The sequence below is a fragment of the Nocardioides daejeonensis genome (assembly GCF_003194585.1).
Taxonomy (GTDB): Bacteria; Actinomycetota; Actinomycetes; order Propionibacteriales; family Nocardioidaceae; genus Nocardioides; species Nocardioides daejeonensis.
Genome location: NZ_QHKZ01000007.1, coordinates 59,630 through 85,032 on the forward strand (window position 1 = coordinate 59,630; position 25,403 = coordinate 85,032).

Sequence of the window (25,403 nt, forward strand, 5' to 3'; positions counted from 1 at the left end):
CAAGTTCCCCGCCCGGGCGGGGAATCTCGAGGCGGCAGGTCAGAGGCGGAAGCGGGCGACGAGGGCTTTGAGCTCGGCGGCCATGGCGGCGAGGTCAGTGGCGGACTGGAGGGTGTTCTGGGCTCCTTGACGGGTGTCGTCGGCGGCGCCGGCCACCTGGGTGACGTCGGAGGCGATGCCGTTGGCGCCGGTGGCGGCCTCGGTCACGCTGCGAGCGATCTCGTTGGTGGTGGCGGTCTGCTCCTCGACCGCTGAGGCGATCGAGGTCTGGATGTCGTTGATCCTGCCGATCACGTCGGCGATCTCGCTGATCGCGGAGACGGCGCCCTGGGTGTCGGTCTGGATCGCCTCGATCTTCTGGCCGATGTCGTCGGTGGCCTTGGCAGTCTCCTTCGCCAACTCCTTGACCTCGTTGGCCACCACGGCGAAGCCCTTGCCGGCGTCACCGGCACGAGCGGCCTCGATGGTGGCGTTGAGGGCCAGCAGGTTGGTCTGCTGGGCGATGGAGGTGATCACCTTGATGACCTGGCCGATCTCGGCCGACGACTCGCCGAGGCTGGCGACCGTCTCCTGAGCCGCACCGGCGACCGTGACGGCGCTGGTGGCGACGGTCGCCGCCTCCGTGGCGTTCTTGGCGATCTCACGGATGCTCGCGGTCATCTCCTCGGCTGCCGTGGCGACGGTCTGAATGCTGGCGGAGACCTCGACGGAGGCGCTGGAGGCGCTCGCCGCACGATCCGAGGTCTGCGTCGCACCCTCGCCCATGCCCTGGGAGAGGATCGTCAGCTGCTCGGCGGCGACCGCGAGCGAGTCGGCCGTGTGGCCGATCTCCCCCATGCTGCCGCGCAGGGTCGCCAGGAGCTCGGAGAGCCCGCCGGCCAGCTGGCCGATCGCATCGGAGCCGGAGACGAGGAGCTCGCGCGTGAAGTCGCCCTCGGCGGCCGCCTTCACGACGTCGAGGACCATCTCGACCTTGCGGGCCAGGTCGGCCGCCGCCTCGCGGTCGGCATCGGCGCGGGCCACCCGCTCGAGGGCGGAGGAGACCAACCGACCCACATTGCGCAGCGCGTCCAGGCGCTCGGCGCTGGGATACAGGGTCTCGGTGGCGAAGAAGTCCATGGTGCCCACCACCTGGCCCTCGACCACGAGCGGGAAGCAGATCCCCGACTTCACGCCCACCGCCTGTGCGACGGGAGCGCGGGAGCAGTCGGTCATCTCCCCGATGTCCTGGGTGAAGTAGAGGTCTCGCTGGGCCCAGGTCCGGCCGGACAGGCCGACCCCCTCGGCGAACGACGCCTCCAGGGTGACCTTGCGGAACTCCGGCCCGGCATCTCCCGACTCCACGACGAACTTCAGCAGGTGGTCAGCAGGGTCCACCCGCCAGAACGATCCGTAGGCCCAGCCGAACTCGGCACGCACCGTGTCGAGCGCGACGCGCACCGCGGCGTCCTCGGAGTCGGCGGCCGCCAGCCCGGTGAGCACCTTGTTGACGGCGGCGGCGTCGGCCGTGGCCTCGGCAGCCCGCCTCTCGCTGTCGAGCTTGTCGGTGACGTTGTCCCAGGTGGCCATCGCGCCGACGTACGCACCGCTCTCGTCGTGGAGAGCGACGACGTTGAGATCCAGCGTCTCAGGTCCCACCCTGATCAGTGCCCGACGCGGCAGCAGCCCGGGGTCGGCGAGCAGCCGCCGTTGGTAGGACGGGTCCTTGTGGAAGATGTCGAGGCTGGAGCCGACGACCTCCTCCGGAGCGACCGGGATCCAGTCGGCGAGCCGGCGCAGTCCCTCGACCGTGGCCGGGTTCGCGTAGGTGATCACCAGGTCACGGTCGGCGAGCATCACCCGAGTGGGCAGCTGATCGAGGACGGCGGGCAGCCGGGAGAGATCGACCGGCTCGGGAGCGACGTGGCTCGGCGACGGGCGGTGCGTGTTCTCCGGAGCGATCTCCAGGTCGGTCATGACGTTCCTCCGTTGTTGGGCTCTCCGGCGGCAGACACGTCGACCGCGCGGTCAGGGTCGACGACGAGCAGGATCGCGTCCGGCAGGGTGAGCACCCCGTGGACCACCTCCCGCACCATCACCGGCAGGTTGCTGGGGACGGGCTGGAGCTCCAGCCCGCTGGTGTCGATCACGTCACCGATCCGGTCGACGAGGAGGCTCACCACCTCGCCGCGGCTGCGGACGATCACGTTCATCTCCGGGCTCTCGTCTGCATCGGTGTGCAGGTCGAGGCGCCGCCGCAGGTCGAGCGCGGTCACGATCTGGCCACGCAGGTTGATCAGCCCACGCACCGCCTCGGGCGCACGCGGCACCGGCGTCATCGTCTGACTCCGCAGCACCTCCTGGACGCTGTCGACCGCCACGCCGAAGTGGAGACCGGCCACCCAGAAGGTGCAGTACTGGTGGGTCGCCACTGTCGTGCTCATCGTCCGACCACCGCCTCCAGGTCGACGAGGTCGGTGACCCTGTCCTGCACGATCGCCGAGCCGAGGACACCGGTACGGCGTCCCACCTCACTGCGCACCACGGCCGTCTCGACGACGTCCAGCACCCGATCGATGATGATCCCGACCCGGCGGCCGTCCGCCTCGTGGACCACGACCGACAGCTGGTCGCCTGTCAGCTCGGACTCGCGCAGGCCGATCGCCGGAGCCAACCGCACCAGGGGCAGGATGCCGTCGCGGTACTGCACGACCTCCTCGTTGCCGGAGCGCTCGACCCGCGCCGGATCGAACTCCTCCAAGCGGCTGATCGCACGCAGCGGGAGGGCTGCCCGGCGTCCGGCGGCGACCTCCAGCACCAACAGCGCCTCCGCGTCGTCGTCGACGGGCTTGGGCTCCGGTTCGTCGGCGACCACGTGGTCGATGCCCGCGGTCGCCGCGATCCCCGGGACGTCGAGGATCAGCGCGACCCGGCCGTCCCCCATGATCGTGGCGCCGGCGTACGTCGCCAGCCCCTTGAGCTGGCGCCCGATCGGCTTCACCACGATCTCCTGCGTGTCGTAGACCTCCTCGATGCAGAGCCCGAAGCGGGAGCCGTCCGCCTGAACCACCACGACGGTGAGCGGGCCGTCGGTAGCCGACGAAGGGCCACCGAGCGCCGTGGTCAGCGCCACCAGAGGCAGGAGGTGGCCACGCAACCGGAGCACCGGCGACCCGGCCAGCATCTCCACGCCGTTGCGGAGGTCCTCACCCTCGAGGCGCACCAACTCGACGAGGTTGGCTTGGGGAATCGCGTAACGCTCGCCGCCCTCGCCCACGACCAGCGCGGGGATGATCGCCAGGGTGAGCGGGATCCGCACGCGACAGGTGGTGCCGAGCCCGACCTGGCTACTGAGGTCGACGCTGCCGCCGATCCGTTCGATGTTGGTGCGTACGACGTCCATGCCCACGCCGCGGCCGGAGACGTTCGTGACCGTGGCCGCGGTGGAGAAGCCCGGGCGGAAGACCAGCTGCACCAGCTCCTTCGGCTCCATTCGGGCGGCCTGATCGGCGGTGATCACTCCGCGTGCGATCGCGGTCTCGGCCACCCGGACCGGATCGATGCCGGCGCCGTCGTCGGTGATCTCGACGACCACCTGGCCGCTCTCGTGACGAGCGCGGAGCGAGAGTCGTCCGGCTGCGGCCTTGCCTGCGGCGATCCGGCGCTCCGGGGGCTCGATGCCGTGGTCGAGGGAGTTGCGGACGAGATGGGTCAGCGGGCCCTTGAGCGCTTCGAGCAGCGAGCGGTCCAGCTCGGTGTCGTGCCCCTCCATCTCCAGGTGCACCTCGCGGCCCAGCTGTGCGGCGAGGTCGCGCACGATCCTGGGCATCTTCGCCCACACCTGCCCGATCGGCTGCATACGCGTCTGCATGACGCCCTCCTGGAGCTCGCTGGCGACCAGGTCGAGCCGCTGTGCCGCGCGCACGAGCTCGGCGTCGCCGAGGCCGTCGGTGCGCTGCAGGATCTGGTTGCGGGTGAGCACCAGCTCACCGACCAGCTGCACCAGGTTGTCGAGCAGATTGACGTCCACCCGGACCGAGGAGTCCACAACGCTGCGGGTGCCCGGCTCGTCGTCGCCCGGGTCCGCCGCGGCATCCGTCGGGACGGCCACCGGCGTCGGCTCCGGAACCGGCTGCGGCGCGACCGGAGTCGGCGCAGCAGCGAGAGGTACGACGCTCGGCTGGTCGGGCGTGACGGTCGGTTCCGGCGCAGAGACCGGCTCCGGCGCGGGAGGCTGCGTCGCGGGAGGCTGCGTCGCCGAGGGCGCGGTAGCGGGTTCCAGCGCCGCCTTGAGCGCCGCGACCACCTCGGCCACCACGACGGCGTCGGCGGTCTCGTCGGCACCTGTGCGCTCGATGACAGCGAGCAGGTCGCGAACGGTGTCGACCATCCGGAGCAGCGTGCCGGTGAGCTCCGCGTCGAGCAGCATCTCGCCGTCCCGCAGGCGGGAGAGCAGGTTCTCACCCACGTGCGTCAACGACTCGAGGTGGCCGAAGCCGAGGAACCCGCTGGTGCCCTTGATCGTGTGGATCGTGCGGAAGATGCTGGCCAGCTTCTCCCGGGATCCCGGGTCCTGCTCCAGCGCGACCAGATCCCTGTCGAGCTGGTCGAGATTCTCGTGACTCTCCACGAGGAACTCCGCGATGATCTCTGCGTCGTCGTCCACGCCCCCGCCTCCCTCCATCAGGGAGACCATCGGCCACCGTCAGGGAGAGTTGAGAAGTCGGACCGGAGTCGGGCCGCAGAGCAGCCGCCTGCAGGGCGACTGTCGGCTGGGCGCCGCCCCTACGAGCGCTTGCGGAGCTGTTCGGCGAGCGAGGCGACGGTGGTGTCGCTCGGGGAAGCGGCGTCGCGGTTGCTCGAGCTGAGCTGCTCGATCAGCTCGGCACGCTGGACGCTGACGGAACGCGGGGCATCGATCCCGATACGGATCACGTCACCACGGACCTCAAGCACGGTGATGGTCACGTCGTCCCCGACGAGCACACTCTCCCCGGCCTTGCGACTCAACACCAGCATGGGCCCACGCTATCGGGTCCGGGGCACGGCGCGACACACGACGCGGAGGCGAGATCGCGAGCACTCATCCCAGGAGGGGAGCCGCGATCGGGTGCCGGCGATCATCCAGCACCACCTGGAGCGCTCGTCGGTTGACGGTGTTGACGATGATCGGTGCCACCAGGTTGCCGGTGGTCTGCTCCAGGCTCATCCCCGCATTGAGGACCACCAGCACCAGCGCCTCCTCCGGCCCGGCCAACTCCAGCGCCGCGACATCCTCGTCGGTGATCTCCGGGGCGTAGCCGGCGAAGAAGACTCCCGGAGTGACCACGAGGAAGCGCAGGTCGTCGTGGGTGATCGAACGGAACTCGCACAGCGTGCCGTCCTCGTCGAGCCGCACCAGGGCGAACTGCTGGTCATCGGAGAAGCCCGGCATCGGCCGGACCATCTCGATCACCGGGATCTCGGGGACGTCGCTCATCGTCACCTCGGAGGAGTCGGTCTGCACGGTCGCGATCATCGCAGATAGTCCAACAGCGAGGTGGACAGCACACGAGCACTGGTGGCGAGGGCGGACTGGTAGGCGAGCTCACCCATCTTGACGTCGATCGCCGCACGCATGAGGTCGGCGTCCTCGAGGTCCGAGAGCCGGGAGGTCAAGGTCAACTCGTTGTCCCCCGCGTCGACCAGCGACTGCTCCACGCGGCGCGCGCGCACACCGATGTCAGCCTGGGTGGTGGTCAGCGTGTCGAGGCGCCCCGCCAGGGCGTCGATCCCCGCCCGGACCGCGGTCGTGTCGCCGGCTCGCAGGTCCGCGGCGAGGGCATCCAGGTCATCGAAGAGCGAGCCACCGGCCGGCCCGAAGACGTCGGGGCCGTTCACGTTGACCTGGATCTCCACGCCGGGACCGATCGTCCGGTTGACCGGGTGCGCCGTACCGACCCACGCGCCCGAGCTGTCGTAGGCGGACGGGCCGGCGGTGATGCCGCCGAAGACCGGGCGGCCGATGTACTGCGTGTTGGCACTCGCCAGCAGCGCCGCGCGTACCTGCTCGACCTCGGTGGCCAGTGCCTCCCGCGCCTGCTGGCCCATCGCACCGTCGTTAGCGCCCTGCAGCCCGAGGTCCCGGGCCCGCCGCACCTGGACGATCATGCCGCTCAGCGCGCCGTCGATCTGGTTGAGCCAGCCCATGCCGTCCTCCGCGTTGCGGGCGTGCTGCTGCTGGGCAGCCAGCTCGGCCCGGGTGCGCATCGCGGCTGCCGCGTCGGCGGGCGAGTCGGAGGGCCGGTTGAGCCGGCGTCCGGTGCTCAGCTGCTCCTGGCTGGCCGCCAGACGACTGGCGTTGGTCTCGATGGAGGTCAGCGACTGGCGCACCATCATGTTCTGGGTGACGCGTCCGATCGCCATGTCAGCGCACCAGCCCGGTCCGGTTGATCAGGGTGTCGAGCACCGAGTCGAGGGTGGTCATCACCCGCGATGCGGCCTCGAACTGTCGCTGCGCGGCCATCAGGCTCACCATCTCCTCGTCGATACTGACACCGGCCATCGACTCCCGGGTGCGGTCGACCTGCTCGGTCAACACGGACTGGTTGGCGGCCAGACGGTGGACGGAAGCCACCTCCGTGCCGAAGACGGAGACCAGGCGCTGGTACGCCGACTCGACCTGGGACGCGGTGGCGAGCACGCTCGCGTTGCTCCCGTCCAGGCCACCTCCTGGTACGCCGGAGGCAGCCACCAGCGCCGGGTCGGTGATGAGCACCGAGAGGCTCCCGGCCGGGTTCGTCGGGTCGTAGGCGAAGAGGGGGCCGCCCGCTGTCCCGGACTGGTCGAAGCCCGCCTGGTGACCGGCGTTCATGTCGTCCGCGACCTGCTGAGCCACGGCGTTGAGGCCGGCGCGATAGGTCGGGATCACGTTGTCGATGGCCTCGGCCAACGCGCCGATGCGACCAGCCGGTGCCACCGAGGTCGTGGTCGCACCGAGGGTGACGCTCCACGTCAGCGGCGAACCGTCACCGGTGCCGTCGGGGTTGAGTCCGGTGACGGCGGCAAGGGTGCCGGCGTCACGACCCGAGACCAGCGTGATGCCGCCCACCGAGAAGTCGAAGCCCCCGTCGGGGCGTTGGGTGGCCACGCCGCCGGTCAGCTCGCTCAGCGACATCGCCAGGCGGTCGCGCTGGTCGAGCAGCGCACCCGGGTCGATGCCGTTGAGCTGCGCGTCGGCGATGTTGCGGTTGGTGTCGGCCAGGTCGGCAGCGAGGGTGTTCACCTCGCGCAGGTCGACCGCGAGGCGCTGCTGGGCCTCGGCCTGCTCGTTGTCCAGGTTGCGGGCCTGCAGCCGCAGGCTGTCGGCCAGTCCGCGGCCACTGGCGAGGACTTGGCTGCGAGCGGCCGAGCTGCCGGGGTTGTTGGAGAGGTTCTGCCAGCTCGCACGGAAGTCCGCCAGCGCCGCTGAGACGCCGTACTTGCCCGGCTCTCCGATGCCGCTCTCCATCCGGTCCATCACCGAGCCGAGGGTGTCGAGGTAGGCCTGACGGCCGTGCTCGCCCCGCGCACGCACGTCGAGGAAGTAGTCCGACATCCGCTGGATGTTGGCGACGCGCACGCCGTCCCCCACCCCCTGGCCTCGCGACCAGAGGGCCGGCATCGAGTCGGTGGCGACGGTCTCGCCGACCGCCCGTCGGCGTACGTATCCGTCGACTCCGACGTTGGCCAGGTTGTTGTTGGCGATGTCCATGGCGACCTGGCTGTAGCGCATTCCGCTCAGCGCGACGCCGAAGGAGCCGAAGGTGCCCGCCATCAGAGGCTCCTGTCCACGAGGCTGGAGCGCGGTCCGGCAGTGACCGCCTGGCCGTCCTGCCGATAGCCGTCGATGCCGTCGCTCTCCAACGCCAGCATCGCCTCACGGGCGGACCGATAGCCGGCGGTGATGAGGTTGCGGTTGCGCTCCGCCAGGCCCGCCACCTCGTGGGTCAGCACCTGGAACGCCTTGTAGTGGTCGGTGAAGACGGTGCGCCAGGGGTCGTCGCACGCCTCGGCGAGCGAGCGAAGACTGCTGTGTGCGGCGAGACCGGCCTGCTCGGCGGCAGCATCGGCGGCGATGGCGCGGAGCACCTCGGTCTCACGGATCTGCTCGACGAGCGCCTCCACCTCTTCAGCGGCCCGGCCCAGCCAGCGCGTGTTTCCCGAGGCGAGGATGAGCTGCTCGCTCTCGAGCTTGAAGAGCAGGCTCTCCAGCAGCTCCCTCTCGCGCCACAGGATCAGCGAGAGCTTCTCCATCGTCCAGGTCCCTTCGCTAGCTGTCTGACCAGGTCCATCGGCGCCCCGCCGAGGCTCCTGAGGGAAACTCGGCGTCCGGGAGTGGCCCCGTTGTGGGATGACCGGATCGGGACGAAGGTCCCGGCCGGATCGACGAGCGTTCATATGAAGAGCGTTCCCGGTGCTTTTTGGCCGCCCTCGGTCGAAAGTTCTGTCCATGCAGCAGCTCGCACCGGCTCCGGTCTCGGCGGACGACCTCATCACAGCCAACATCCCCCTCGTCGGACACATCGTCCGGGAGACCATGGGGCGGGTGCCCTCGCACGTCGACCGCGACGACCTCACCTCGGCCGGACTGATCGCCCTCGTGCAGGCTGCCCACGCCTTCGAGGAACTGCGTGGCGTGCCCTTCGGCCGGTACGCCGCCACCCGGATCCGCGGAGCCCTGCTGGACGAGCTTCGCTCGGTCGACTGGGCCACCCGTTCGGTACGCCGCCGGGCCCGCGAGCTCGAGGCCACCCGTGCCCAGCTCGCCACCACTTTCGGTCGTCCCGCCACGATCGAGGAGGTCGCCTCCGCCGCCGGGATGACGGTCGAGGAGGTGGCCGGCAACGACGACGACCTGGCTCGCGCCCAGGTACTGGCCCTCGACGCCGGCGAGAGCGGCACCCTCGGCGACACGCTGGTCAGTTCGGAGCCCGGGCCCGAGGCGGCACTCGAGCACGAGGAGCAGCTCGCCTACCTGCGTGAGTCGATCGCCGAGCTGCCGGAGCGGCTGCGGATCGTCGTCGAGGGCTACTTCCTGGCCGAACGGCCGATGGCTGAGATCGCGACGCGGCTGGACGTCTCCGAATCCCGGATCTCGCAGCTCCGGGCGGAGGCCCTGGTGCTGCTGCGCGACGCGCTGAACACACACCTCGACCCCGACCTGGTGCCGGCGGCACGACGGCCGGGAGGCTGTGCGGCCCGACGCCGGGAGGCCTACTTCGCGGCGGTCGGAGAGCGGCATGCGGCGAACCTGCGGGGCGTCGTACCGGCTACGCGGCCGGCGGCGGAGCAGCGCGGGATCAACGTCTCGGCCTGACCCAGCCGTCGGAGCGGGAAATTGCCAGAGCTGATTCCTCAGGTCCGCTCCGGCGCCGCCGAAAGGACAACCACGGAACCCAGGGACGGGTTCCCACAGTTCGACTCACTTCCAGGAGGGAAACATCATGAGTCTTCGCATCAACCAGAACATCGACGCCTTCAACAGCTACCGCAACCTGTCGGTCACGCAGGGCCAGATGTCGAAGTCGCTCGAGAAGCTGTCGTCCGGCTTCCGGATCAACCGGGCCGCCGACGACGCCGCCGGCCTGGCCATCTCCGAGGGCCTGCGCTCGCAGGTCGGTGGCCTCAAGGTCGCGGTGCGCAACGCCCAGGACGGCATCTCCGTCGTCCAGACCGCTGAGGGTGCGCTGACCGAGACCCACGCGATCCTGCAGCGGCTGCGCGACCTGGCCGTCCAGGGTTCCAACGACTCCAACAACGGCGCGGCTCGGGCCAACATCACCACCGAGGCCAACCAGCTGCAGCAGGAGCTGTCGCGGATCGCCTCCTCGACGAACTTCAACGGCACCAAGCTGCTCGACGGCACCGCCGGCACGCTCAACTTCCAGGTCGGCGCCGACGGCAACGCCAACAGCTCGATCCAGGTCAACCTGACCTCCGCGAACGTCAGCTCGGTGTCGACCGCGCTGAGCACCGGCGGTGGCAACTCCTACGCCGTGGTCACGCCGACCCTGATCACCGGCAACTGGACCTTCAGCACCACCGGCACCGTAGCGACCTCGACGGTCGCCATGGGCGCGGCGGGCAGCATCACCACCGTCCAGGGTGCGGCCGACAAGCTCAACTCGGACGCCGGCTTCTCGGCGAACTTCCGGGCGACGGTCAACCAGAACAACGAGCTGGTCGTCAACGCCACCAACGGTGGCACCCTGGCCGCGACGGCTCCGGGCACCGGTGCCGCTGCCGGTGCCGCTGTGGCGGGTGGCATCAGCTTCGCCAGCCACACCTCCGCGCAGGCCGCGATCGGCGTCATCGACTCGCAGATCGGCTACATCTCCACCGCCCGCGCCAACCTCGGTGCGCTGCAGAACCGGTTCGAGCACACCATCAACAACCTCAACGTGGCCGTCGAGAACCTGTCGGCCTCCGAGAGCCGGATCCGTGACACCGACATGGCTTCGGAGATGATGAACATGACCCGGGCGCAGATCCTGTCCCAGGCCGGTACGGCGATGCTCGCCCAGGCCAACCAGGCTCCGCAGGGCGTGCTGCAGCTGCTCCGCGGCTGATTCGTGTGCCGGGTGCGGATCAGCCGCACCCGGCACCGTTCCACGGGGCCGGTCGGGCACATCCCCATGACCGGGCGGCCCCGTGGAACACCCACCACGCACACGTCGAACCGGAGGGGACATGCCGACCTCGAGCATCGGTGGCCTCGTCAGCGGCCTTGAGACCGCCACGATCATCAACCAGCTCATGCAGCTGGAGGCCGCACCACAGACCAAGCTCAAGAGCCAGCTCTCCAAGCAGCAGCTGGCGGTCAACAGCCTGCAGACCTTCAACAGTCAGATGGCAGGCCTCGCCACCAAGGCGAAGGAGCTGGCTGACCCGGCAACCTGGTCCCCGCTGAAGGCCACCAGCAGCCAGGCGGGCGTCTCCGTCACTGCCGGCAACGCCGCCCCCGTAGGCACCTTCTCCGTGCAGGTCGACCGCCTCGCAACGCAGCACAAGCTGCGATTCGACGACGCCGCAGCACTGGGCGACGTGGTGGTCGGCAACGGCACGACGGTGCAGCTGACCCTCGACGGAACGACCACCACCCTCGACACCGGCGACGGCACCCTCCAGGGCCTCGTCGCCGCTCTCAACGCATCGGGCACCGGCGTGCAGGCGACCACGGTCCGCCAGGACGACGGCAGCCACCGCCTGGTCGTGCAGTCGACCGGCGTCGGCGCCGCCCAGCAGTTCACTCTCACCGACTCCGTCGGCGGCGCGCTTCTCGGCGGAGCGGTCGTCACGCAGGCCCAGGATGCCCAGGTCACGATCGACGGCATCGCGGTCACCTCGGCCAGCAACACCTTCAAGGACGTCGTCCCCGGGCTGACCTTCACCGTCTCGAACGACGCGGTCGGCAAGACGGCGGACCTGACCGTCGCCCGGGACGCCGCCGCGCCGGGGGCAGCAGTCAAGGCACTGATCGACCAGGTCAACACGATGCTCGACCAGGTCACCTCGCTCACCGGCTACAACGCGACCACCAAGGCCAGTGGCCTCCTGGCTGGCGACACAGCCGTCCGAGCCGCCGGTGCCGCGCTCCAGCAGAGCCTCTACCCCGGCGGCAACCAGTCGATGGCCCCGTTCGGCATCCAGATCGATCGCTACGGCAAGTTCACCTTCGACGAGACGACGTTCGCGCAGGCGCTCGCCGACGACCCGGCGGCGCTGGCTGCCGCGATCACCGGCCCGCAAGGCTTCGCCGCACGCGTCGAAAAGGTCGCCACCGGTGCCAGCGACTCGGTCAACGGCACCCTCACCAGCGCCCTCCAGGGGCGCAACAGCTCGGTCGACCGCCTCAAGAGCGGCATCGAGGACTGGGACCGCCGACTCGAGTTGCGGCGTACCGCCCTGGAACGCCAGTTCACCGCGCTGGAGACGGCGCTCTCGAAGATGCAGAGCCAGTCGAGCTGGCTCAGCAGCCAGATCAGCTCACTACAGGCCAACAACGGCTGAGTGAAGGAGCAGCACCATGTATCAGGACCCGCGCAAGGCCTATCTGACCTCCTCCGTCAGCACCGCCGGCCCCGCCACCTTGCTGGTCATGCTCTGTGACCGACTGGTGCTGGACGTCGAGCGAGCGCTCCTCGCTCAGGAGGAGGGACGGTTCACCGACGCCCACGCTCCCCTCGTGCACGCCCAGGACATCGTGAGCGAGCTCAGCTCCAGCCTGCGAGTCGACCTCTGGGAGGGCGCCACCCAGCTGCGCGCCCTCTACACGCACCTGCACGGTCAGCTGGTGTTGAGCAACGTGCGTCGCGACCTCGACGCCACCCGGCACTGCCTGGCCCTCGCCACCGACATCGCCGACACCTGGCGCGAGGCCGCGGCAGCCGCAGCGGCGGTGGCGAGTTGAGCGCCGAACGGCTCCCGCTCCACGACCTCGTCGAGGAGTGGACGATCGTGCTCGACCAGCTCGAGCGCGACGTGAAGGCGATCGAGGACGTGCTGGCCGGCGACGACCAGGCCGTGGCACGCGGTGACATCGGCCCCTGGCAGGTGCCGACCACCTCCGGCCCCATCCCGGACGTCCTCGTCCCCCGCGCCCGCCGGATCGCCGACCGTCAGGTCGACGCCCAGGAGGCGCTGGTCGCCCGCATGCGCAGCGCCCGCGAGCAGCGTGACGTCGTACGGCGCCTGGATCCCGGCACGCGCCGCGCCACCCGCTCCGTCTACCTCGACACCCGCGCCTGACCTCCCCGTCGAGTGCGCGCAAATCACATGTTGAGTGCGCTCAAATCGCGCGTTGAGTGCGCGCGTATGACTGCGCGAGTTCGCGCACTCAATGCATGATTTGCGCGCACTCGGCGCTTCACTTGCGCGCACTCAATGCGTGACTTGCGCGCACTCAAAGCTTCACTTGCGCGCACTCGGCGCCGCGGATCAGACCCGGGAGAGCAGGGAGAGGCGGCCGGCGATCCGGTCCAGGGGCAGTACCTCGGTGGCCAGACCGGCCTCGGTGACGGCGCCCGGCATCCCCCAGACGACGGACGTCGCCTCGTCCTGGGCGATCACGCCGGCGCCGCGCTGCACGAGCTGCTCGGTGCCGACGAGGCCGTCTTGCCCCATGCCGGTGAGGACGACGGCGAGCACGTTGCCGCCGTACGCCTCGACCGCAGAGCGGAAGAGCACGTCGACCGCGGGGCGGCAGAAGTTCTCGGGCGGGTCCTGCGTTAGTCGAGCCACCACCCGGTCGCCCTCGCGGCGGATCGTCAGGTGATGGTCGCCGGGGGCGAGCAGCGCCGCTCCCGGACGCAGCACGTCGCCGTCGGCGGCCTCCCGTACGTCGAGGCGCGAGTTCGCATCCAGGCGCGCCGCGAGCATGGTCGTGAAGACGGGTGGCATGTGCTGCACGACCGCCACCGGCACCGGCAGGTCCGCCGGCAGCTCGGCGAAGAGTCGCGCGAGCGCATCGGGCCCGCCGGTCGAGCAGCCGATCACGATCGCATCGACCGCCCGCGTGACCTGCGGTCGCGCGACCGCGGCTCGCCGCTGCGGCACCGCGACACTCGGCACCGTCTGCCGTACGCCGGCAAGCGCCTTGATCTTCGGCACCAGCTCGAGACGGACCGCGGTCACCGATGCGGCCAGTCCGCCGGTGCCCGAGGGCTTGGTGACGTAGTCGGAGGCGCCCCGGGAGAGGGCGTCCAGCGTCTGCCGTGCGCCACGCTCGGTGAGCGTGCTGAACATGATGACGGGGAGCCGCGGCGCGATCGCGCGGATCAGCGGCAACGCAGTCAGGCCGTCCATCTCCGGCATCTCGATGTCGAGGGTGACCACGTCAGGCTGCAGCTCGGCCACGAGATCGACGGCCTGGCGCCCGTTGACGGCGACGCCGACGACCTCCAGCCCCGGGTCCCCGCTGAGAGCGGTGGTCACCAGCCGCCGGACGATGGCGGAGTCGTCCACCACAAGCACCTTGATCACGAGGGCACCATCGGCAGCAACCATCCCCGGCTGAGTGTGATCACGGCGTCCCTCGCCCGAGCGACGGGGTGACGCAGCTCCTCCCCGTTCCTCCTCAGGATCGGGGCGCACGGCCCGATGGTGGCGACGTGAGCATCTCCGAAGCCAGTTTCACGGTCGTCGCCGACCTCGCCAAGCGCGAGTCGGCGATGGTCTATGACCCCGGCAAGGAATACCTGGTCGAGGCGCGACTGCTGCCGCTGGCCCGCGAGGCCGGTTGCGCCGACGTCGACGCCTACGTCGCCTTGATGCGACGCGATCCTCGCGAGCAGGCGCGTGCCCTGGATGCGCTCACCATCAACGAGACCTCCTGGTTCCGTGACAACACGCCCTACCAGGCCTTCACCGACGTGATGCTCCCCGAGCTCCTGCAGCGCAGGGCGCTGACCCGCACCATCCGGATCTGGTCCGCGGCCTGCTCCAGCGGCCAGGAGGCCTTCAGCCTCGCCATGCTGCTCGACCAGCACCTGCCGCCCGGTTGGTCCGCCCACATCCTCGCCACCGACATCTCGCCGACGATGGTCGAGCGGGTACGCGCGGGTCGCTACACCCAGGTCGAGATGAACCGGGGCCTGCCGGCAAGCATGCTGGTCCAGCACTTCACCCGGGTCGGCACCGAGTGGCAGGTCTCCGACGGGCTCCGCGCGATGGTCGAGGCTCGGACCCTCAACCTCGCGGGGCCGTTCGGTCCGATGCCCACCTTCGACATCGTCTTCCTCCGTAACGTGCTCATCTACTTCGAGATGGAGACGAAACGCGACATTCTCCGCCGGATGCGCGATGTCGTCGCCCCCGACGGCTACCTGCTGCTCGGTGCCACCGAGACCAGCCTCGACCTGGACGAGCACTGGAGCCGCGAGCCCGCCGGTCGCGCTCAGCTCCACCGGCCTGTCAACGCCCTGACGACCCTCCGAGGAGCATGACCATGCGTGCCCTGATCATCGACGACTCCAAGACGATGCGGGTGATCCTGCGCCGCATCCTCACCGACCTCGGCTTCGAGGTGGCCGAGGCCGGTGACGGCCAGCAGGCGCTCACGGTGATGGAGACCGGACCCCTGCCCGAGCTGTGCCTGATCGACTGGAACATGCCGGTGATGGACGGCTACACCTTCGTCACCCGCGTCCGCGACGTGCCGGAGTGGCGCGATGTGACGCTGATGATGGTCACCACGGAGAGCTCGCACGGCAACATCGTGCGCGCCCTCGCCGCCGGCGCTCACGAGTACGTGATCAAGCCGTTCACCCCCGACGCGATCCAGGAGAAGCTCGAGCTGCTCGGGTTGGTCAAGGACGGGGCAGCGGCATGAGCGAGCTCGTCACCCCCACCGCCGAGGACCTGCAGGCGCTGGTCGAGCAGGTCTGGACGTCGTACGTCGACCCGGAGCCGCTGCTCCCGGCCGCTCCCCTGGCCGACCCAGGGTGCTGGTCTGCGGTCACCACAGTCACCGGCGCCTGGCGCGGCATGGTCACCGTAGAGCTCCCCGAGCGGGCTGCGCACGCGGTCGCGACCCGGATGCTGGAGGTCGCCGAGGCCTCGCGCGAGGAGATGGCGGACGCGGTCGGCGAGCTGGTCAACATGGTCGGCGGCAACGTGAAGAGCCTGATGCCCGAGCCGAGCCAACTGTCCCTCCCGATGGTGGCCAGCGGCTCGATCACGCTGCCGAGCGGCGCGCAGGAGGCTTGTCGCGCCGACCTCGCCTGGCAAGGCATGCCGATCACGGTGCGGGTGCACCTGTTGGAGAACGACGCGGAGGGAGCCGCCTGATGAAGATCCTGATCGCCGACGACAGCCGGGTGATGCGCCAGATCGTGGTGCGCACGCTGCGCCAGGCCGGGCACGGCAGCCACGAGATCGTGGAGGCCGAGAACGGCAGACAGCTCTGCGAGATGGCGCTCGCCGAGCGCCCCGACCTGATCCTGTCGGACTGGAACATGCCCGAGATGAACGGGATCGACGCCCTCGACCAGCTGCGCGGCAGCGGCAGCGCGATCCCCTTCGGCTTCGTGACCTCCGAGGGCTCGCCGGAGATGCGTGAACGCGCGGAGGCCGCCGGAGCCCTCTTCCTCATCGCCAAGCCCTTCACACCGGAGGCGTTCGGCGACGCGCTCGGCCTTGCCGGGATCACGCCATGACCACCACCATGACCCACCTCCCGGCCCTCAAGGAGGTCCGGGACCTCTTCGCCGACCTGCTCGGTCGCGACGTCACCCTGAGCACCGGGGCGCCGCTCGCCCCCGGTGCCCGTACGCCCGCCTCCATCGGCGTCTACGTCGACGACTCGCTGCAGATCTCCGCGCTCGTCGTCGCCGACCTTCCCTTCTCGGCGTACGCCGGCGCTGCCATCGGGCTGCTGCCACCCGGACGCGCGGGGTCAGCGATCGAGGAAGGCGCGATCGACGAGACGCTGGCAGAGAACCTGTACGAGGTGCTCAACATCGCCGCGTCCCTCTTCAACGCACCTGGCGCCACCCACCTCCGGCTCTACTCGGTCTCCGCCGCAGGCGGGCCGGTCGACCCGCAGATCCTCGCGCGCGCGCTGACGCTCGGTCGCCGCGAGGACACGGTGCTCGACGTCGCCGGCTACGGCACCGGCCGGCTCAGCATCGTCATGCTCTGAGCGCGTCTTGCAGAAGGTTCGGCCGTCGCGAGCGGCGCAGCGGGTGCGTGCTGGGGCGGCGCGCAGCAGGCCGTTCCCACGCATGGAGCTAGCTCCGACGGAGGGGGCAGACCCGGGACCGTCCCGACTCGAGGCTGACCGAACGGTCACTCTCGGCGACGCGCGGACGTTCTCCCTCAACTGGCGCCGCCCAGCGCCGAAGTGAGCATCGAGCAAGGGATGGCTCGACATCGCCGACGGATTGGCACACCGGTTTCCGGACCCGAAAGGTCGAGGCCATGTCCTTGTCCGTCTCCGACGGCGTGAGCGCCGTCCTGCATGCGGCCGTCAACGGCGTCTCCGTACGGCAGAACGTGATCGCCGACAACATCGCCAACGTCGACACCCCCGGCTACCGCGCGACGAGCATCGACTTCGAGAGCTCGCTGCGTGGCGCCATCGCCGACGGCGAGCTCACCGGTGTGGAGATCCAGCGCCAGGCGACGGACACCCCCGTAGGAGCGAACGGCAACAACGTCGACCTCCGCAAGGAGGTGATGGCCGCCGTGCAGACCCAGTTCCAGTACCAGGTGCTCACCCGCGCGGTCACCGACCACTACAACCTGACCAAGATCGCGGCAGGGGGCATGTGATGGGTGCCTTCGACGCGCTGCGTATCGCCGGGTCCGGCCTGGGCATGCACCAGGTGTGGCTCGACGCGCTGGCCAACAACATCGCCAACGTCAACACCGTCCGCTCGACCGACCAGGCGGCCTTCCAGGGGCAGATGGTCATCGCCGCCTCCGACCCCGAGGGCGGGGTCCGCGTAGGGGGCATCGCCGTCTCCGACCCGGAGGGCCGGATGGTGCACGACCCGAACCACCCACTCGCCGACGACGCCGGCTACGTGCGGCTGCCCGAGCTCGACATGTCCAGCCAGATGAGCCAGCTGATCATGGCCCAGCGCGGCTACCAGGCATCGGTCCAGGTCACCAAGCATGCGCAGGAGGGCTACACCGCCGCCCTGCAGATCGGTCGTGCCTGATGAGTGTCTCCGGGATCGAGGCGGTCGGCTTCAGCCCCATGACGCCGCCGGTCGTCGCGCCCACCCAGGGCAACCAGGTCACCGGCTCCAGCGGCTTCGCGGACCTCGTCCTCGACGGCATCGACCGGCTCGAGTCGGTCCAGAACCGAGCCGACGGCCTGGCCGTCCAGGCCGCGACCGGTGACCTCGGCGCCATCCACGACTACACGATCGCCGCCACTGAGGCCGCGGTCACCACCCAGCTCACGGTCGCCGTGCGCAACAAGGCTGTGGAGGCGTTCACCGAGATCATGAGGATGCCGATCTGATGCGGAACGCGATGACCTCCTCGCTGACCAGGTGGCGCGACGCCTTCCTCGGCTTCAGCGTCGGCCAGAAGATGGCGGTGCTCGTCGGTACGGCGGCACTCGTCCTGGCCGGGTTCCTGCTGTTCCGCTGGGTCACCACGCCGGACATGGCGCCGCTCTACGGCAACCTCTCCTCGCAGGACGCATCCGCGGTGGTCGACGAGTTGGACTCCCGCGGGATCTCCTACGAGCTGGCCAACAACGGCGCCACCATCATGGTGCCCAAGGACGACGTCTACGCCACGCGGATCGCGCTCAGCGGCAAGGGCCTGCCGACCAACAGCGACGGGGGCGGCTACAGCCTGCTCGACAAGCAGGACCTGACCACCTCGCAGTTCGGGGAGCAGACCGCGTTCAAGCGGGCCATGGAGGGCGAGCTCAGCAAGACCATCGCGGCGATGGACCCGGTGCAGTCGGCCGTGGTGCATCTGGCGCTGCCCGCCAAGCAGGTCTTCGCCGACGAGCAGGACCCGGCGACCGCCTCGGTGCTCGTGCGTACCGAGCTCGGTCGGGCCCTCGGCCCCGAGCAGGTCCAGGCCGTGGTCCACCTCGTCGCCTCCAGCATCGACGGCCTGGACCCGGCGAACGTGACGGTCGCCGACGCCACCGGCAAGGTGCTGACCACCGACGACAGCGCAGCCGGGGCCGCAGGCACCCGGAGCCAGCAGGTGGACGACTTCTCCCACCGGATGCGCGCCCAGGTGCAGGCGACCCTCGACCGCGTCGTCGGCCCCGGCAACTCGACGGTGCAGGTGACCGCCGACCTCGACTTCGACAAGGCCCACACCGAGCGCCGGACCTTCGAGTCCGACCCCGAGCAGGTGCCGTTGACCGAGCGCCGCGACACCGAGAAGTACTCCGGGCCGAACGGTCCGGGAGGCACCAGCGGCGTGGTCGGCCCGGACGGCCAGATGGACGGCAGCACCACCACCGACGGTGCCGACTCCGCCTACGAGAAGGAGTCGGTGACCCGCGACAACGCCGTCAACTCGACCGTCGAGACACGCGAGACCGCCCCGGGTGGGGTGAAGTCGCTCAGCATCGCCGCCATCATCGACTCCCGCGTCGCCGGCACCCTCGACCTGGCGGAGGTCCGCAAGAGCATCGCCGCTGCGACCGGCATCTCACGCACCCGCGGCGACAGCCTGCGCGTCTCCACGATGCCGTTCGACCGCTCCGCCGAGGAGGCGATGAACGCCGAGCTCGCCGCGGCAGACAAGGCCGAGGCTGAGGCCAAGCGCATGGCGCTCTACAAGAACGTCGCGATCGGCCTGGGCGTCGCGCTCCTGGTGGCGATCGCCTTCTGGCAGCAGCGCCGCAAGGCCAAGGCTCGTGCCGAGGCTACGTCGTACGTCGTGGAGCAGCTGCGCGAGGAGGCCGCAGCCCGCGCGGCCCAGCCGATCGAGACCAACCCGGCGATGCTGGCGCTGGAGGGCACCGAGGCCCAGGAGCGCTCCGAGCAGCAGCGCATCCAGGACGAGCTGGTCGATCTCGTCGAACGACAGCCCGAAGAGGTCGCCGCCCTGCTCCGTGGCTGGCTGGTGGACCCCTCATGAGCACGATGACCGGAAGCACGCTGGGTATCCGCAAGGCCGCGATCCTCATCATCCAGCTCGGCAAGGAGCGTGCTGCCGAGGTGCTCGGCCACCTCGGGGAGGCCGAGGTGGAGCGGATCTCCGCCGAGGTGGCACGCCTCGAGTCGATCAGCGGCGCCGAGACCGACGCCGTGCTGGCCGAGTTCCACACGATGATGCAGGCGCGCGCCCACATCACCCAGGGCGGGCTGAGCTTCGCCCAGCAGCTGCTGGAGCAGTCGCTCGGTCCGGAGCGGGCAGCAGAGATCATGGAGCGGCTCAACGCAGCCGCGATCCAGATGCCCTTCCAGTTCCTGCACCGTGCCGACCCCGCCCAGCTGCGGTCGTTCATCGTCAACGAGCACCCGCAGGTGATCGCGCTGGTGCTGGCACATATGACGCCCGACAAGGCGTCGCTGCTGCTCTCCGGGCTTCCCTCCGAGCTACAGGCCCGCGTCGCGCACCGGATCGCGGTCATGGACCGCACCTCGCCGGAGATCGTGCGGATGGTCGAGCAGAGCCTGGAGCGCAAGTTCTCCTCGATGCTGCAGCCCACCGAGATGTCGCGCGTCGGGGGCGTGGACCCCCTGGTCAACATCATCAACCGCTCGGACCGCTCCACCGAGCGCCAGATCGTGGCCGGCCTCGAGGCGTTCGACCCCGCGCTGGCCGACGAGGTCAAGAGCCGGATGTTCATGTTCGAGGACATCGTGAACCTCGACGATCGCTCGGTGCAGCAGGTGCTGCGCCAGGTCGACAACGCCGAGCTCGCGCTGGCCCTCAAGGGTGTCAGCGACATCGTGCGCGCCAAGATCACCGCGAACCTCTCCGAGCGCGCAGCCGAGAACCTGCTGGAGGAGGTCGGCCTGCTCGGCGCCGTGCGTCTGGCCCAGGTGGAGGAGGCACAGCAGTCGATCATCCGCACCATCCGGCAGCTCGAGGAGCAGGGCCAGATCCTGGTGAGACGAGGGAACGACGATGAGTTCATCGAGTGAGGCGAGGGTGCTGCGCGGCGCGGCGGCCGGTGCCGTCGTCCCCTTGCACACCCGCGATCTCCGCTCCGGAGCCTGGACTCGATTCGGCGACGCCGACGCGGTCGGCGACCCGGTCACCGAGCACACCCTCGACGCCCTGGCCACCCAGACCCGTGCCGCGGCGACCGCCCAGGGGTACGCCGTCGGTTGGGCGGAGGGCAGGCAGCTCGCCGCGGCCGAGGCCGAGGCCGAGGCCGCCGACCGCGCGGCCCGGGCCGAGGCGGCCGAGACCCACCGGGCTGCGGAGCATGCGACCGCGGTGGCGGCGCTCCGAGCCGCGGCCGACCGACTGCAGGACCGCATCGCCGAGGTCGCCACGATGGTCGAGACGCAGGGGACCGACCTCGCCCTCACCCTGGTTCGGGAGTTGCTGGGCCACGAGCTGCGGGTCGCCACCAGTGCCGACGTCGTACGCCGCGTCCTGCGGGTGTTGCCCGACGACCCCACCGTCGTGGTGCGGCTCTCGCCCGGCATCGTCGAGGACGTGGTGGTGCGCGACCTCGCCGAGCGGGGCGTCACCGTCGTGGCCGACCCGTCGCTCTCCGCTGAGGACGCCCTCGTGGAGACCGACCGGCACGTCGTCGACCTCCGCCTGGACGAGGCGATGGCGCGAGTCGCCTCTGTCCTCCAGACTCCTGGCGACGCCCGTGCGAGCCTGCGTGAGCGAGCATCCCGATGAGCGCGTTGACCGCACCGATCCGCGAGGAGGCGCTGACCGCCGTACGCCCGCTGCACCTGGGCCGGGTCGCCGAGGTGCTCGGCCTGCGGCTGCTGGTCACCGGGCTGAGCGCGGCGATCGGCGACCTCGTGGAGATCGACGGCCCCGAGCCGGTGCTGGCCGAGGTCGCGGCGGGCGGTCCCACCGGCCTGATCTGCCTGCCGCTCGGCGAGACGACGGGCCTGGCCCCGGGAGCCACCGTCCGCGACACCGGCGGCCCGCTGCGGGTGCCTGTCGGCGAGGCTCTGCTCGGCCGGGTCCTCGACGGCCTGGGCACTCCGATCGACGGAGGGCCGGCGTTGACCGCGCTCCCCCAGGTCGTGGTCGATCATCCGGCACCCGACGCCCTGGCGCGGCCGCGCATCGACACCCAGCTGGGCCTCGGCGTCCGGGCGCTCGACACCCTCGTGCCGGTCGGTCGAGGGCAGCGGCTCGGCATCATGGCCGGCTCGGGCGTCGGCAAGTCGAGCCTGCTCTCCATGATCGCCCGCGGCACCGACGCCCAGGTGTCGGTGATCGCGCTCGTCGGGGAACGCGGTCGCGAGGTCCGCGAGTTCCTTGAGAACGACCTCGGCCCCGAGGGGTTGGCCCGCTCGGTGGTCGTCGTGGCGACCTCCGACGCACCGCCGGTCAGCCGACTGCGGGCGGCATTCGTGGCGACCCGTATCGCGGAGTGGTTCCGTGACGAGGGCCGCGAGGTCGTGCTGATGATGGACTCGCTGACCCGGGTCGCCATGGCCCAGCGCGAGATCGGGCTCTCTGCCGGTGAGCCGCCCGCGACCCGCGGCTACCCGCCGAGCGTGTTCACGCTGCTCCCCCAGCTGCTCGAGCGTGCCGGCACCAACGACCGCGGCTCGATCACCGGGCTCTACACCGTGCTGGTCGAGGGTGACGACCTGCAGGACCCGATCGGCGACACCGCCCGCTCCATCCTCGATGGCCATGTCGTGCTCACCCGCCGGCTGGCGACGGCCGGGCACTTCCCGAGCATCGATGTCCTGGAGTCCATCTCCCGGGTCACCGGCGCAGTGACCTCGCCTGAGCAGCGGGCGGTCGCCACCCGGCTGCGCCGGATGCTCGCGGCGCACCGCGACGTGCGCGAGCTGGTCGAGATCGGCGCCTACGTCTCCGGAGCCGATCCCGACGCCGACGCGGCGCTGGCCCTGCTGCCGCAGATCGACGGCTTCCTCCGCCAGGAGATGGACGACGCCACGCCGCTCGCCGACGCCTGGCAGCGGCTGACCGACCTGGTGGGTGCCCGATGAGTGCCACGCGCTCCCGGCCTCGGCCGGCTCGACCATCGGTTGAGGCGCCGCGGCGCGAAGAGAAGGAGGGGCACCGATGACCCGCGGTGACCTGGCCGGAGTGGTGCGGGTCCGCTCCGTGCGTGAGCGCGACAGCCGCCTCGGCCTGGCCCAGGCGCTGCGCGAGCAGCGCGCGGCCGAGCAGGCTGCGGCCGGCCTCCGCGACACGCTTCGCGACACGCCCGCCTTCGGCTCCGGAAGCATCCGCGAGTTCCTCGCCCACACCACTCACCTCGATGCACTCGGCCACGCGATCGCCCAGGCCGACCGCGACGTGCTGCTGGCCCGCGGCATCGCGGACGCGGCACGCATCCACTGGCAGGGAGACCGCTCCCGGCTCCGTGCCGTGGAGATGCTGCGTGAGCGACGAGCCGAGTCGCGCCGCCTCGAGGTGGCCCGCAAGCAGGCCGCGCAGCTGGACGACCTCGCCACCCAACGGTGGTCGCGGCGTACTGGCGCCATGGCGAGCGGAGGCAGGCCATGAGCGTCGCCGACGTGACCAGCCGGATCCAGCAGATCCAGGCCCAGTTCCTCCAGCTGCGGTCGTTGGAGGCCCAGTTCCGCAGCACCGGTGCCACCACGGCGACCACCTTCGCCGACACCCTGGCCGACGTCTCGGCGACCGACGAGGGGGTGGCGACGGGCGACCAGGTCGTCGCCGAGGCGCGCAAGTACCTGGGGCTCCCCTATGTCTGGGGTGGGACCGACCCCGCCAAGGGGCTCGACTGCTCCGGGCTGGTTCAACTGGTCTACAAGAGCCTGGGCTACGACCTCCCCCGGGTCTCCGCGGACCAGGCCCGGGCGGGACGCCCCGTGGCCAGCATGGCCGAGGCTCAGCCGGGCGACCTGCTCGCTTGGGACAACTCGTCGCGCAACAACGGCGCTGACCACATCGCCATCTACATCGGCGGCGGCAAGATGATCGAGGCACCCCGGACCGGTCTCAACGTGCGCATCGTCGACGTGCCCTCCACTCCGGACATGATCCGCCGGATCCTTCCGGAGGGCTCGGCCGCACCGGTCTCGGCCAGCCGCGGACGCGTCGCCGCCGACGTTCCCTTCGCCGACCTGTTCAACGCCGCCGGAGCCAAGTACGGCGTCGATCCGGGCCTGTTGGCCGCGGTCGCCAAGCAGGAGTCCGGCTACAACCCGAGCGCCGTCAGCAGCGCAGGCGCGCAGGGACTGATGCAGCTCATGCCGTCGACCGCTGCCGGGCTCGGTGTCCGCGACTCGTTCAACCCGACCCAGGCCGTGGACGGCGCCGCGAAGCTGCTCTCCCAGCTGCTGGAGCGCTTCGACTCGACCAAGCTCGCGTTGGCGGCCTACAACGCCGGTCCCGGCGCGGTCATCCGCTACGACGGCATCCCGCCCTACCGGGAGACCCAGAACTACGTGGCGTCCGTGATGGCGCTGTGGGGAGGACGCTCATGACGATCCAACCGCTGACACCGGCTCCTGCGCCCGCAGGCGCCGGCGGCTCCGCGGCGACTGCCGGATCCGGCGACGGTGCCGATTTCCCCGACCTCCTCACCGCCCTGCTCGGCACCATGGTCACCCCGCCAGCGGTCGCTCCCCAGGCGCAGCATGCCGAGGCGGGGGCGGGAAGCGCGTCTGCCCTGATCGCGCTGCTGGGCGGGGCTTCCCTGCCCGGCGACGGCGCCGGTTCGGAGCCGGTGGAGCCCGGAACCGAGGCACCGGACACCGACGCCACAGGTGCGGGCTCAACGTCGACCACGGCCCTGTTCGCTCTCCTCGGCCTGCAGACGGTCGCGCCCGTGCCCGGCGGAGGGACGGTTCCGGACGCGACCGTGCCTGCCGCCGACGCCGGTGCGGCGGAGGCAACCGGAGCGAGCCCGCTGCTCGCCGGGCTGCTCGGTGCAGGGTCGACAGCCGGACCAGCCGGGCCAGCCGCGCCGGGCGCGGCGACCTCCGGCCTCGTGGCATCGGTGCCCAGAGACCTGGCCGGGACTCCCACCGAGCCTGGTATGCAGGCGCCGGAGACCGTCCCCACCGACAGCGGCGGCACCGGAACCGAGGCGGACGCGATCGACTCCGTGCGACCGCCGCTCCTGGGGGCAGGGCCGGAGCCGTCCCGCTCGACAACCACAGCCGCGCCGCGCGCCGAGCGGGAGCCGCTGCTCCTGGCCATGACAGGCACGGCAGGCGCTGCCTCGGACCCGGCGACAGCTCCGGCGGCGACCAGCGCGACGACCGCAGCGACGACCGCAGCCGTGCCGCCCCCGGTCCCGGCGCCCCCCGCGGCGAGTGGCGGCGTACCGGCGACGGCGTTGCATCCGGCGAGCCAGCAGGTGCTGGAGAGGATCAGCCACCTGCCCCAGCAGGACGGCACCCATCGACTCACCATCAAGCTCCAGCCGGAGGCGCTGGGCGAGGTGCGTGTGGTGCTGTCGCTCCGGCACGGCGAGGTGCAGGTGCGGATCACCGCAGGCGAGGCGGCCGCGCAGGCGCTGGGGCAGGACAGCCCGGAGCTGCGCCGACTGCTGGAGCAGGCCGGCATGGGCGAGGCGCGGATCGCGGTGCGCGAGTCCGGCGGCTCCTTCCTCGCCGACACGACGTACGGCGGCACTGCCGACCGGCACGACGGCTCCCCGGCGGGGCGCCACGATCAGCTCCCGGCACGGACGCCGGGCAGTCATCAGGCCACGGAGGGCACCATCCGGTCGAGCGCCACCACGCCCGACCCCGTCCAGGCAGACCCTCCCCGCGCCGCGGGGCTGGATCTGACCATCTGAGGAGGGAACC

At 70.7% G+C, this 25,403-nt stretch carries 29 protein-coding genes; 20 read left to right on the forward strand and 9 right to left on the reverse strand.

The genetic code is table 11. The annotated features are described in order from the left end of the window. Positions 1-39 precede the first annotated feature (39 nt). From DNK54_RS17215 to DNK54_RS17250, 8 genes are all read right to left on the reverse strand, one after another. Positions 40-1,956 (reverse strand): methyl-accepting chemotaxis protein, encoded by a 1,917-nt coding sequence (locus tag DNK54_RS17215; protein ID WP_110208236.1) that lies wholly within the window; start codon positions 1,954-1,956, stop codon positions 40-42. Beyond that, positions 1,953-2,423, reverse strand: coding sequence for a chemotaxis protein CheW (locus DNK54_RS17220; RefSeq protein ID WP_110208237.1), 471 nt, complete (start codon positions 2,421-2,423; stop codon positions 1,953-1,955). Before DNK54_RS17220 ends, DNK54_RS17215 begins: the two co-directional genes overlap by 4 nt. Further along, positions 2,420-4,645 (reverse strand): chemotaxis protein CheA, encoded by a 2,226-nt coding sequence (locus tag DNK54_RS17225; protein ID WP_110208371.1) that lies wholly within the window; start codon positions 4,643-4,645, stop codon positions 2,420-2,422. Before DNK54_RS17225 ends, DNK54_RS17220 begins: the two co-directional genes overlap by 4 nt. Positions 4,646-4,764: 119 nt before the next feature. Beyond that, on the reverse strand, positions 4,765-4,998 hold the full coding sequence (csrA, locus tag DNK54_RS17230; RefSeq protein ID WP_110208238.1) for a carbon storage regulator CsrA: 234 nt from the start codon (positions 4,996-4,998) through the stop codon (positions 4,765-4,767). 64 nt (positions 4,999-5,062) lie between these two features. Next, positions 5,063-5,497: a flagellar assembly protein FliW gene (gene fliW, locus DNK54_RS17235; RefSeq protein WP_239460156.1), complete on the reverse strand. Its 435-nt coding sequence runs from the start codon at positions 5,495-5,497 to the stop codon at positions 5,063-5,065. Further along, on the reverse strand, positions 5,494-6,384 hold the full coding sequence (locus DNK54_RS17240; protein ID WP_110208239.1) for a flagellin N-terminal helical domain-containing protein: 891 nt from the start codon (positions 6,382-6,384) through the stop codon (positions 5,494-5,496). Before DNK54_RS17240 ends, fliW begins: the two co-directional genes overlap by 4 nt. A 1-nt stretch (position 6,385) precedes the next feature. Next, complete coding sequence (gene flgK, locus DNK54_RS17245; RefSeq protein ID WP_110208240.1) at positions 6,386-7,774, reverse strand: flagellar hook-associated protein FlgK; 1,389 nt, start codon at positions 7,772-7,774, stop codon at positions 6,386-6,388. Then, on the reverse strand, positions 7,774-8,253 hold the full coding sequence (locus DNK54_RS17250) for a flagellar protein FlgN (protein ID WP_110208241.1): 480 nt from the start codon (positions 8,251-8,253) through the stop codon (positions 7,774-7,776). Before DNK54_RS17250 ends, flgK begins: the two co-directional genes overlap by 1 nt. A 196-nt stretch (positions 8,254-8,449) precedes the next feature. Here DNK54_RS17250 and DNK54_RS17255 point away from each other — a divergent pair, with 196 nt between their 5' ends. The 5 genes from DNK54_RS17255 to DNK54_RS17275 all read left to right on the forward strand — a co-directional run bounded on the left by DNK54_RS17255 (position 8,450) and on the right by DNK54_RS17275 (position 12,747). After that, positions 8,450-9,316 (forward strand): sigma-70 family RNA polymerase sigma factor, encoded by an 867-nt coding sequence (locus DNK54_RS17255; protein ID WP_110208242.1) that lies wholly within the window; start codon positions 8,450-8,452, stop codon positions 9,314-9,316. Positions 9,317-9,443: 127 nt separating this feature from the next. Continuing rightward, entirely contained in the window at positions 9,444-10,568 is a 1,125-nt protein-coding gene (locus tag DNK54_RS21745) for a flagellin N-terminal helical domain-containing protein (RefSeq protein ID WP_110208243.1), read from the forward strand. 121 nt (positions 10,569-10,689) lie between these two features. Next, the gene (gene fliD / locus DNK54_RS17265) at positions 10,690-12,009 is read left to right on the forward strand and encodes a flagellar filament capping protein FliD (RefSeq protein ID WP_110208244.1); all 1,320 of its coding nucleotides are present in this window, start codon (positions 10,690-10,692) and stop codon (positions 12,007-12,009) included. A gap of 16 nt (positions 12,010-12,025) precedes the next feature. Next, the gene (gene fliS / locus DNK54_RS17270; RefSeq protein WP_110208245.1) at positions 12,026-12,409 is read left to right on the forward strand and encodes a flagellar export chaperone FliS; all 384 of its coding nucleotides are present in this window, start codon (positions 12,026-12,028) and stop codon (positions 12,407-12,409) included. Further along, positions 12,406-12,747 carry a hypothetical protein gene (locus DNK54_RS17275; protein WP_110208246.1) on the forward strand — a complete coding sequence of 114 codons (342 nt, stop codon included), beginning with the start codon at positions 12,406-12,408 and terminating at the stop codon, positions 12,745-12,747. The genes fliS and DNK54_RS17275 overlap by 4 nt, the downstream gene beginning before the upstream one ends. A 189-nt stretch (positions 12,748-12,936) precedes the next feature. Here the strand turns inward: DNK54_RS17275 and DNK54_RS17280 are convergent, their stop codons facing one another. Continuing rightward, entirely contained in the window at positions 12,937-14,004 is a 1,068-nt protein-coding gene (locus tag DNK54_RS17280; RefSeq protein WP_110208247.1) for a protein-glutamate methylesterase/protein-glutamine glutaminase, read from the reverse strand. Positions 14,005-14,108: 104 nt separating this feature from the next. Here DNK54_RS17280 and DNK54_RS17285 point away from each other — a divergent pair, with 104 nt between their 5' ends. From DNK54_RS17285 to DNK54_RS17355, 15 genes are all read left to right on the forward strand, one after another. Continuing rightward, entirely contained in the window at positions 14,109-14,942 is an 834-nt protein-coding gene (locus DNK54_RS17285; protein WP_110208248.1) for a CheR family methyltransferase, read from the forward strand. A 2-nt stretch (positions 14,943-14,944) separates the two neighbouring features. After that, on the forward strand, positions 14,945-15,328 hold the full coding sequence (locus DNK54_RS17290; protein WP_110208249.1) for a response regulator: 384 nt from the start codon (positions 14,945-14,947) through the stop codon (positions 15,326-15,328). Beyond that, positions 15,325-15,786 carry a chemotaxis protein CheX gene (locus DNK54_RS17295; RefSeq protein ID WP_110208250.1) on the forward strand — a complete coding sequence of 154 codons (462 nt, stop codon included), beginning with the start codon at positions 15,325-15,327 and terminating at the stop codon, positions 15,784-15,786. Before DNK54_RS17290 ends, DNK54_RS17295 begins: the two co-directional genes overlap by 4 nt. Beyond that, positions 15,786-16,154: a response regulator gene (locus DNK54_RS17300; protein WP_110208251.1), complete on the forward strand. Its 369-nt coding sequence runs from the start codon at positions 15,786-15,788 to the stop codon at positions 16,152-16,154. The genes DNK54_RS17295 and DNK54_RS17300 overlap by 1 nt, the downstream gene beginning before the upstream one ends. Beyond that, positions 16,151-16,639 (forward strand): hypothetical protein, encoded by a 489-nt coding sequence (locus DNK54_RS17305; RefSeq protein WP_110208252.1) that lies wholly within the window; start codon positions 16,151-16,153, stop codon positions 16,637-16,639. Before DNK54_RS17300 ends, DNK54_RS17305 begins: the two co-directional genes overlap by 4 nt. Before the next feature lie 278 nt (positions 16,640-16,917). Then, a complete protein-coding gene (locus DNK54_RS17310) occupies positions 16,918-17,271 on the forward strand; it encodes a flagellar basal body rod protein FlgB (RefSeq protein WP_110208253.1) in 354 nt (117 codons plus the stop codon). After that, on the forward strand, positions 17,271-17,663 hold the full coding sequence (locus DNK54_RS17315) for a flagellar basal body rod protein FlgC (RefSeq protein WP_110208254.1): 393 nt from the start codon (positions 17,271-17,273) through the stop codon (positions 17,661-17,663). The genes DNK54_RS17310 and DNK54_RS17315 overlap by 1 nt, the downstream gene beginning before the upstream one ends. Further along, on the forward strand, positions 17,663-17,971 hold the full coding sequence (fliE, locus tag DNK54_RS17320; protein WP_110208255.1) for a flagellar hook-basal body complex protein FliE: 309 nt from the start codon (positions 17,663-17,665) through the stop codon (positions 17,969-17,971). Before DNK54_RS17315 ends, fliE begins: the two co-directional genes overlap by 1 nt. Next, positions 17,971-19,566, forward strand: coding sequence for a flagellar basal-body MS-ring/collar protein FliF (fliF, locus tag DNK54_RS17325; RefSeq protein ID WP_110208256.1), 1,596 nt, complete (start codon positions 17,971-17,973; stop codon positions 19,564-19,566). The genes fliE and fliF overlap by 1 nt, the downstream gene beginning before the upstream one ends. Next, positions 19,563-20,579 (forward strand): flagellar motor switch protein FliG, encoded by a 1,017-nt coding sequence (gene fliG / locus DNK54_RS17330; protein ID WP_110208257.1) that lies wholly within the window; start codon positions 19,563-19,565, stop codon positions 20,577-20,579. Before fliF ends, fliG begins: the two co-directional genes overlap by 4 nt. Beyond that, a complete protein-coding gene (locus DNK54_RS17335) occupies positions 20,563-21,297 on the forward strand; it encodes a FliH/SctL family protein (protein ID WP_110208258.1) in 735 nt (244 codons plus the stop codon). The genes fliG and DNK54_RS17335 overlap by 17 nt, the downstream gene beginning before the upstream one ends. After that, positions 21,294-22,601, forward strand: coding sequence for a FliI/YscN family ATPase (locus DNK54_RS17340; protein ID WP_110208259.1), 1,308 nt, complete (start codon positions 21,294-21,296; stop codon positions 22,599-22,601). Before DNK54_RS17335 ends, DNK54_RS17340 begins: the two co-directional genes overlap by 4 nt. Before the next feature lie 76 nt (positions 22,602-22,677). Continuing rightward, the gene (gene fliJ / locus DNK54_RS17345; protein WP_110208260.1) at positions 22,678-23,124 is read left to right on the forward strand and encodes a flagellar export protein FliJ; all 447 of its coding nucleotides are present in this window, start codon (positions 22,678-22,680) and stop codon (positions 23,122-23,124) included. After that, positions 23,121-24,071, forward strand: coding sequence for a transglycosylase SLT domain-containing protein (locus tag DNK54_RS17350; RefSeq protein ID WP_110208261.1), 951 nt, complete (start codon positions 23,121-23,123; stop codon positions 24,069-24,071). Before fliJ ends, DNK54_RS17350 begins: the two co-directional genes overlap by 4 nt. Then, positions 24,068-25,393, forward strand: a complete 1,326-nt coding sequence (locus tag DNK54_RS17355; protein ID WP_110208262.1) for a flagellar hook-length control protein FliK — start codon at positions 24,068-24,070, stop codon at positions 25,391-25,393. The genes DNK54_RS17350 and DNK54_RS17355 overlap by 4 nt, the downstream gene beginning before the upstream one ends. The last annotated feature ends 10 nt before the right edge of the window (positions 25,394-25,403 follow it).

Coding starts and splice junctions, on each gene's coding strand:
- DNK54_RS17215 (WP_110208236.1), bottom strand. CDS start 1,956: ATGACCGACCTGGAGATCGCTCCGGAGAACACGCACCGCCCGTCGCCG.
- DNK54_RS17220 (WP_110208237.1), bottom strand. CDS start 2,423: ATGAGCACGACAGTGGCGACCCACCAGTACTGCACCTTCTGGGTGGCC.
- csrA (WP_110208238.1), bottom strand. CDS start 4,998: ATGCTGGTGTTGAGTCGCAAGGCCGGGGAGAGTGTGCTCGTCGGGGAC.
- fliW (WP_239460156.1), bottom strand. CDS start 5,497: ATGATCGCGACCGTGCAGACCGACTCCTCCGAGGTGACGATGAGCGAC.
- DNK54_RS17240 (WP_110208239.1), bottom strand. CDS start 6,384: ATGGCGATCGGACGCGTCACCCAGAACATGATGGTGCGCCAGTCGCTG.
- flgK (WP_110208240.1), bottom strand. CDS start 7,774: ATGGCGGGCACCTTCGGCTCCTTCGGCGTCGCGCTGAGCGGAATGCGC.
- DNK54_RS17250 (WP_110208241.1), bottom strand. CDS start 8,253: ATGGAGAAGCTCTCGCTGATCCTGTGGCGCGAGAGGGAGCTGCTGGAG.
- DNK54_RS17255 (WP_110208242.1), top strand. CDS start 8,450: ATGCAGCAGCTCGCACCGGCTCCGGTCTCGGCGGACGACCTCATCACA.
- DNK54_RS21745 (WP_110208243.1), top strand. CDS start 9,444: ATGAGTCTTCGCATCAACCAGAACATCGACGCCTTCAACAGCTACCGC.
- fliD (WP_110208244.1), top strand. CDS start 10,690: ATGCCGACCTCGAGCATCGGTGGCCTCGTCAGCGGCCTTGAGACCGCC.
- fliS (WP_110208245.1), top strand. CDS start 12,026: ATGTATCAGGACCCGCGCAAGGCCTATCTGACCTCCTCCGTCAGCACC.
- DNK54_RS17280 (WP_110208247.1), bottom strand. CDS start 14,004: ATGGTTGCTGCCGATGGTGCCCTCGTGATCAAGGTGCTTGTGGTGGAC.
- DNK54_RS17290 (WP_110208249.1), top strand. CDS start 14,945: ATGCGTGCCCTGATCATCGACGACTCCAAGACGATGCGGGTGATCCTG.
- DNK54_RS17295 (WP_110208250.1), top strand. CDS start 15,325: ATGAGCGAGCTCGTCACCCCCACCGCCGAGGACCTGCAGGCGCTGGTC.
- DNK54_RS17300 (WP_110208251.1), top strand. CDS start 15,786: ATGAAGATCCTGATCGCCGACGACAGCCGGGTGATGCGCCAGATCGTG.
- DNK54_RS17305 (WP_110208252.1), top strand. CDS start 16,151: ATGACCACCACCATGACCCACCTCCCGGCCCTCAAGGAGGTCCGGGAC.
- DNK54_RS17310 (WP_110208253.1), top strand. CDS start 16,918: ATGTCCTTGTCCGTCTCCGACGGCGTGAGCGCCGTCCTGCATGCGGCC.
- DNK54_RS17315 (WP_110208254.1), top strand. CDS start 17,271: ATGGGTGCCTTCGACGCGCTGCGTATCGCCGGGTCCGGCCTGGGCATG.
- fliE (WP_110208255.1), top strand. CDS start 17,663: ATGAGTGTCTCCGGGATCGAGGCGGTCGGCTTCAGCCCCATGACGCCG.
- fliF (WP_110208256.1), top strand. CDS start 17,971: ATGCGGAACGCGATGACCTCCTCGCTGACCAGGTGGCGCGACGCCTTC.
- fliG (WP_110208257.1), top strand. CDS start 19,563: ATGAGCACGATGACCGGAAGCACGCTGGGTATCCGCAAGGCCGCGATC.
- DNK54_RS17335 (WP_110208258.1), top strand. CDS start 20,563: ATGAGTTCATCGAGTGAGGCGAGGGTGCTGCGCGGCGCGGCGGCCGGT.
- DNK54_RS17340 (WP_110208259.1), top strand. CDS start 21,294: ATGAGCGCGTTGACCGCACCGATCCGCGAGGAGGCGCTGACCGCCGTA.
- fliJ (WP_110208260.1), top strand. CDS start 22,678: ATGACCCGCGGTGACCTGGCCGGAGTGGTGCGGGTCCGCTCCGTGCGT.
- DNK54_RS17350 (WP_110208261.1), top strand. CDS start 23,121: ATGAGCGTCGCCGACGTGACCAGCCGGATCCAGCAGATCCAGGCCCAG.
- DNK54_RS17355 (WP_110208262.1), top strand. CDS start 24,068: ATGACGATCCAACCGCTGACACCGGCTCCTGCGCCCGCAGGCGCCGGC.